The 4937-nt window shown below is 35.8% G+C and carries 4 protein-coding genes; all 4 read left to right on the forward strand.

Going from position 1 to position 4937, the window contains the following annotated elements:
- Positions 1–692: 692 nt before the first annotated feature.
- The 4 genes from M992_RS14175 (at position 693) to M992_RS14190 (ending at position 4787) form a co-directional block, all read left to right on the forward strand.
- Positions 693–953 (forward strand): helix-turn-helix domain-containing protein, encoded by a 261-nt coding sequence (locus tag M992_RS14175; RefSeq protein ID WP_053909180.1) that lies wholly within the window; start codon positions 693–695, stop codon positions 951–953.
- Positions 954–1029: 76 nt separating this feature from the next.
- A complete protein-coding gene (locus tag M992_RS14180) occupies positions 1030–1548 on the forward strand; it encodes a fimbrial protein (RefSeq protein WP_053909181.1) in 519 nt (172 codons plus the stop codon).
- 202 nt (positions 1549–1750) lie between these two features.
- Entirely contained in the window at positions 1751–4126 is a 2376-nt protein-coding gene (pefC, locus tag M992_RS14185) for a PefC/AfrB family outer membrane usher protein (RefSeq protein WP_053909182.1), read from the forward strand.
- Complete coding sequence (locus M992_RS14190; RefSeq protein ID WP_053909183.1) at positions 4119–4787, forward strand: fimbrial chaperone; 669 nt, start codon at positions 4119–4121, stop codon at positions 4785–4787. Before pefC ends, M992_RS14190 begins: the two co-directional genes overlap by 8 nt.
- The last annotated feature ends 150 nt before the right edge of the window (positions 4788–4937 follow it).

Consider the following 4937-nt stretch of genomic DNA (forward strand, 5'->3'; position numbering starts at 1 on the left):
TAATATAGATTATTAATACATTATTTTTACTTAACCATTAATTCCAGAGCAAATAAAAATACTTAACTTCAAAAAAATTTAAACTCTGTAATATAAAACCCCACCCAAAATAACATTTTATATTAAAACCAATTATTATATTTATTGATGAGAAAATCATATGCCAATTGATATAATTAAGATTTATCTTAATTACAACCTTAAAAAATTATCATTAGTAAATTTAAGAACTTTTATTTTACTGGTTTCTTAATAAAAGTTTAATGCTATTTAAAATATGAATAGTGTAATTAGCATATAAATATTCATAGCATCTCATTGAAAATTATTTTTTATTATCGCTTATTTGCTCTCTCCTTAATATCATTTGTAACCAAATGTAATCCACCATTTCAATATTAACTAAAACTCTAAATTTATATGTTAATAAACATAATAAAGACATAACAAAAATATCATCATTCAATTATTCACTAAAAATAAAAAACTTAATTATCAATGCATTAAGAATTTTTATTTCCCATGCTGATCGGAAAATCCGATCAAAAATCACTTTATGATAGTCTAAATCTATTGATGTCATATTATCGATCGGTATAAACGTTTTTGTTCTATTGGATAGTAATTATATATTAATCCCAATTCCACTTATATCTGACATTCAAACTTGATAATAGAAGAGAATTTAATGAATGAAAAATTGCCATTCTAAATCGATTAATTCTACTATTCTTAATAAAAAAATTGGATGTTTTATTAAAAATAAAAGAAAACGAATGAACATAACAGGTAAGGATTTAGGTGTTATGTTGAATATCAGTCAACAGCATGTTTCTCGGTATGAAAATGGAATAACAAAAATTACCGTTACAACGCTAAATGATATTTTAAATATACTGGATGTCTCTTGGGAAGAATTTATCTTACTTAATGAATTACATGATGATAACTAAATCCTATTCTATTTTATAACGTAATTAAATCGTTATTTTGTTGATGTAAAATTATATTAATTAGGAGAATTACTAGATGAAAAAATTATTGTTACCTTTAATTATTAGTGGTGCATTATTTAGTGGATATACCTCAGCGAATACTGGCGAAGTTCAGTTTATCGGCGCGGTAACATCAGAAACTTGTGACATTAATACTGAAGTTGGTGGATTAGTTAAATCAACGATTGATCTAGGCCAAATGACAACCGCAGATAAAACAGGGGACTATATTGACTTTGATTTAGTACCACGCACTGAAGAATGTCTTAAAAAGACGAGTGGTCAAGTCGGTTGGCAGAGCGCTGGATTTACTAATACCGGGCTGGCAAATATGAAAGGAACAGCGAATGGCGTATCAATCCAATTGACAGCCATCAACTCCACTATCCCAAATCAAGATGTGACTTATAACCGCCAAAGCGTTGATTTTGGTAACGGCACTGATGCAATTGGTAATCTGAAATTTAAAGCCAGAATGGCGGCAACGACAGGTCAAACACTGACTGAAGGTACCGTTATTTCTAGCGCAACCTATGCAGTAGCCTATAAATAATACCTCCTTCTTTTTTCGTGACTTGGCATTTATTGTCACTTTAACGCGTTCAACTGATCATCCGATAGGCATCCTATATCGATGCCTATTAGGCTCTTTTTACGCGTTGTCAATAATGCCAAATTAAATAAATTGAGATAGGAATATAAATAAAGGGTCTTTGACCCTTATTTTAGCCTACGAATAGATATGGATAATATCAATGCGTTTAAAACCGATTAATGCCTTTATGTTATCCCTGTTAGTCAGTCCATTTTACGTATCTGCAGATTTAAATATGGACTTCTTACATGGAGGAGTTCAGCCCCAAGCTGCGAGCGTTTTTGATGAAAATGTTAAGTATCCAGCAGGGCATTATATTGTTGAGGTAATTTTTAATCGCCGTGCGATGAATCGAAAAGAACTTATTATTTTACCGGAAGATAAAGAAAATTTATGCCTCAATAAAGATTGGATAACGGCGCTAGGCTTACCCATTAATTTAACTTCATTTGCGGAATATTTTCATCCTGAAAGAAATTGTTATGAGATAAGCCGGTTTCCGGGGGCTCAGGTTATTTTTGATAATACAAAACAGACCTTGTCGTTGAGCGTGCCACAGATAGCCTTAGATACCACTAAAAACCAACAAGAATGGGATTATGGAATAACAGGACTTAAGGTTAATTATTCCGGATATGTGTCTAAAACCAGCTCTTCACAAGCTCAGGCTTACGGGGATATTGATTTATATTCCAATCTGGGTCGCTGGGTCGCTTATATTCGTAGTAGTTATTCAAAAGACTCTGGCTCAGAAACGTCTGAAGCGACCGTATCTACTGCGATTAAATCTATTCAAGGCAGTTTTATTGTCGGTAAAACATTAACGGCTTTATCAATATTACCTAACTTCGTTTTTTACGGCATGGCGATCCGCTCGGAACGAGATATGCGTCCGTGGGAAATGCGCGGTTATGCGCCGGTTATTTCAGGGGTAGTCAATTCTAACGCTAAAATCACCATATCACAAAATGGCTATATTTTAAGCTCTCAAGTGGTGCCCGCCGGTGCGTATCAATTGAAAGATATTTCGCCTGTAAGCAGTGGGAATATCACGGTTACGGTTGAAGAAGACAATGGCACCAAAACAGTTCGGTATTATCCGGTTGCCACATTGCCATCTTTATTACGCGCCAATGAGCTCGATTATAATATTGCCATTGGGGAACGTGAAATTGCCAACAATAGAGAAAACCGCCTATTTTTTCTTGGATCGTTTGATTATGGACTAACCCATTTTACCTTTCATGCCGCAGGTATTTTGCATAATGATTATAAAAGTGCTGGATTAGGAGCAAGCAAAGATTTGGGACAATTTGGGGCCCTTTCGTTTAATTTAAATACGGCCATTAGTACGTTTCAAAAACAAACAGCGACCCAGTCCGAAGCTAAGCAGTCGGGGATCAGTTATATGCTGAAGTACGCGAACTCATTAACCGATAATACCAATTTACAACTGCTGGCTTACCGTTATACCGGCAAAAATTACGTGGATTTTAATGAGTTTAATCCTGACGCATTATATCACCGGAGTAACCGTAAAGAGCGTTATGAAACGATATTGTCTCAAAATTTTGATAATAGCTTTGTCAGTGTGTCGGGCTGGATACAAACCTATCGAAATAAGATCAGCAATGAAGTCGGGGCCAATGTTACCTACAACACCACTCTAAAAGGAATCGATTTATCCTTATCGGCGGATTACCAAAAATTAAACGATTATGACCGTGATAATTATATGCTGTCCATTGGGGTCAATATTCCGTTTAGTGTATTTGATAAAAATCATTTTTGGACTAACTCCGTTAACTACGACCGGAACACTAAAACCAGTTTTAACTCTGGGGTATCTGGCAGTATTAATGAACATATTAACTACAGTGTGAATACCAATAAAGATCGTGATAACTGGTCGAATTCAGCTTATTTTGGTATTGATCAACCTTTGATCAATACCGGCGTTGCCATTTCCCAAACCAAGCGACAAACCACTGGCTCGATCAATGCGTCTGGTAGCTTATTAGCTACCCAAGAGACCGGGCTATTATTCAGTCATATTCGAAGAGATACCGTGGCCATTGCGAACATTCGCGATTTGGACAACATAACATTTAATGATTCACCGCCGACGGATAAAAAGGGCAATACCGTCATCGGTATCTCACCGTATATTGAAAATAATATAAAAATAAATACCGAAGAAATTCCTAATAACGTTGAATTACTCGATTCCGTACAAAACTTTGTGCCAACAGATAAAGCGATTATCTACCGAGAATTTAAGTACGCCACTATCCACCGATATATTTTGCGTTTGAAAAAACACAAGGGGGAATTTGTCAGTGCGGGCAGTTCGGTGAGAAACGAAAAGAATGAATATGTTGGATTCGTTTCAAATGGTGGGGTTCTATTATTAAATTTATTAAATAAGCCAAATACTTTATTTGTTTTATCGCCAAAAGGGGAGTCATGCACCTTGAATATGCAACATATTGAATCAAATGAAAATAAAATAATGGAGATTGAGTGTAATGAATAAACTGATGTCAAGATGTTTGCTGCTGATATCGTCATTAATCTGTTTTAATGCATACGCTGCATTTACGCTTAATGGCACGCGATTTATTTATGATGAAGGTCGAAAAAATATCGCGATTGAGGTGAAAAATAACAGTGATAAAACCTATGGCGGTCAAGTATGGGTTGATAACCTTGATGGTAATGAGGTTTTTTTCGTGCCGGCTCCGAACTTATTTAAAATAGGGGGCGAAGAAAAACAATTAATCCGCTTACTGTACGTGAATGATATTTTACCCAAAGACCGAGAATCGTTGTTTTGGCTAAATGTTCAAGAAATCCCTCCAGTGGCGACCAATGAGGAAAGTAATGTTCTCGCAGTGGCGTTAAATACGCAGGTTAAACTGATTTATCGACCTAAAATTTTAGCGGAAAAGCGCGAAGATGCGGAGAAAGGCCTAACGTACAGTGGCTCGATATTAAAGAACCCTACCCCATATTATTTTGCTTTGACCCAAGTGTCGGTCAATAACCGTCCGTTGTCGTTATCCAAAGAGATTGAACAATCTATCAGCTTGTTTCCACCTTTCAGTGAGGTCAATTTACAACGCCCTTTATCGGGAAAAGTGACCGTTGAAGCCATTGATGATTATGGTGCTCGACGCGTACTTGAGCTGCAATAAGGAAAATGGAATGGCAAAGAACGCCTTTTATTTAATGACGCTGTGGGTACTGCTGATGTCTTTCGATGCATCCGCGGCAAGATGCCGAAATCTGTCGTTAAAATACAATTTCCCGGCTCAAATCGATATCACAAATAAAAAAGTGGGTGA

This window comes from Moellerella wisconsensis ATCC 35017 (assembly GCF_001294465.1).
GTDB lineage: Bacteria > Pseudomonadota > Gammaproteobacteria > Enterobacterales > Enterobacteriaceae > Moellerella > Moellerella wisconsensis.

Coding starts and splice junctions, on each gene's coding strand:
- M992_RS14175 (WP_053909180.1), top strand. CDS start 693: ATGAAAAATTGCCATTCTAAATCGATTAATTCTACTATTCTTAATAAA.
- M992_RS14180 (WP_053909181.1), top strand. CDS start 1,030: ATGAAAAAATTATTGTTACCTTTAATTATTAGTGGTGCATTATTTAGT.
- pefC (WP_053909182.1), top strand. CDS start 1,751: ATGCGTTTAAAACCGATTAATGCCTTTATGTTATCCCTGTTAGTCAGT.
- M992_RS14190 (WP_053909183.1), top strand. CDS start 4,119: ATGAATAAACTGATGTCAAGATGTTTGCTGCTGATATCGTCATTAATC.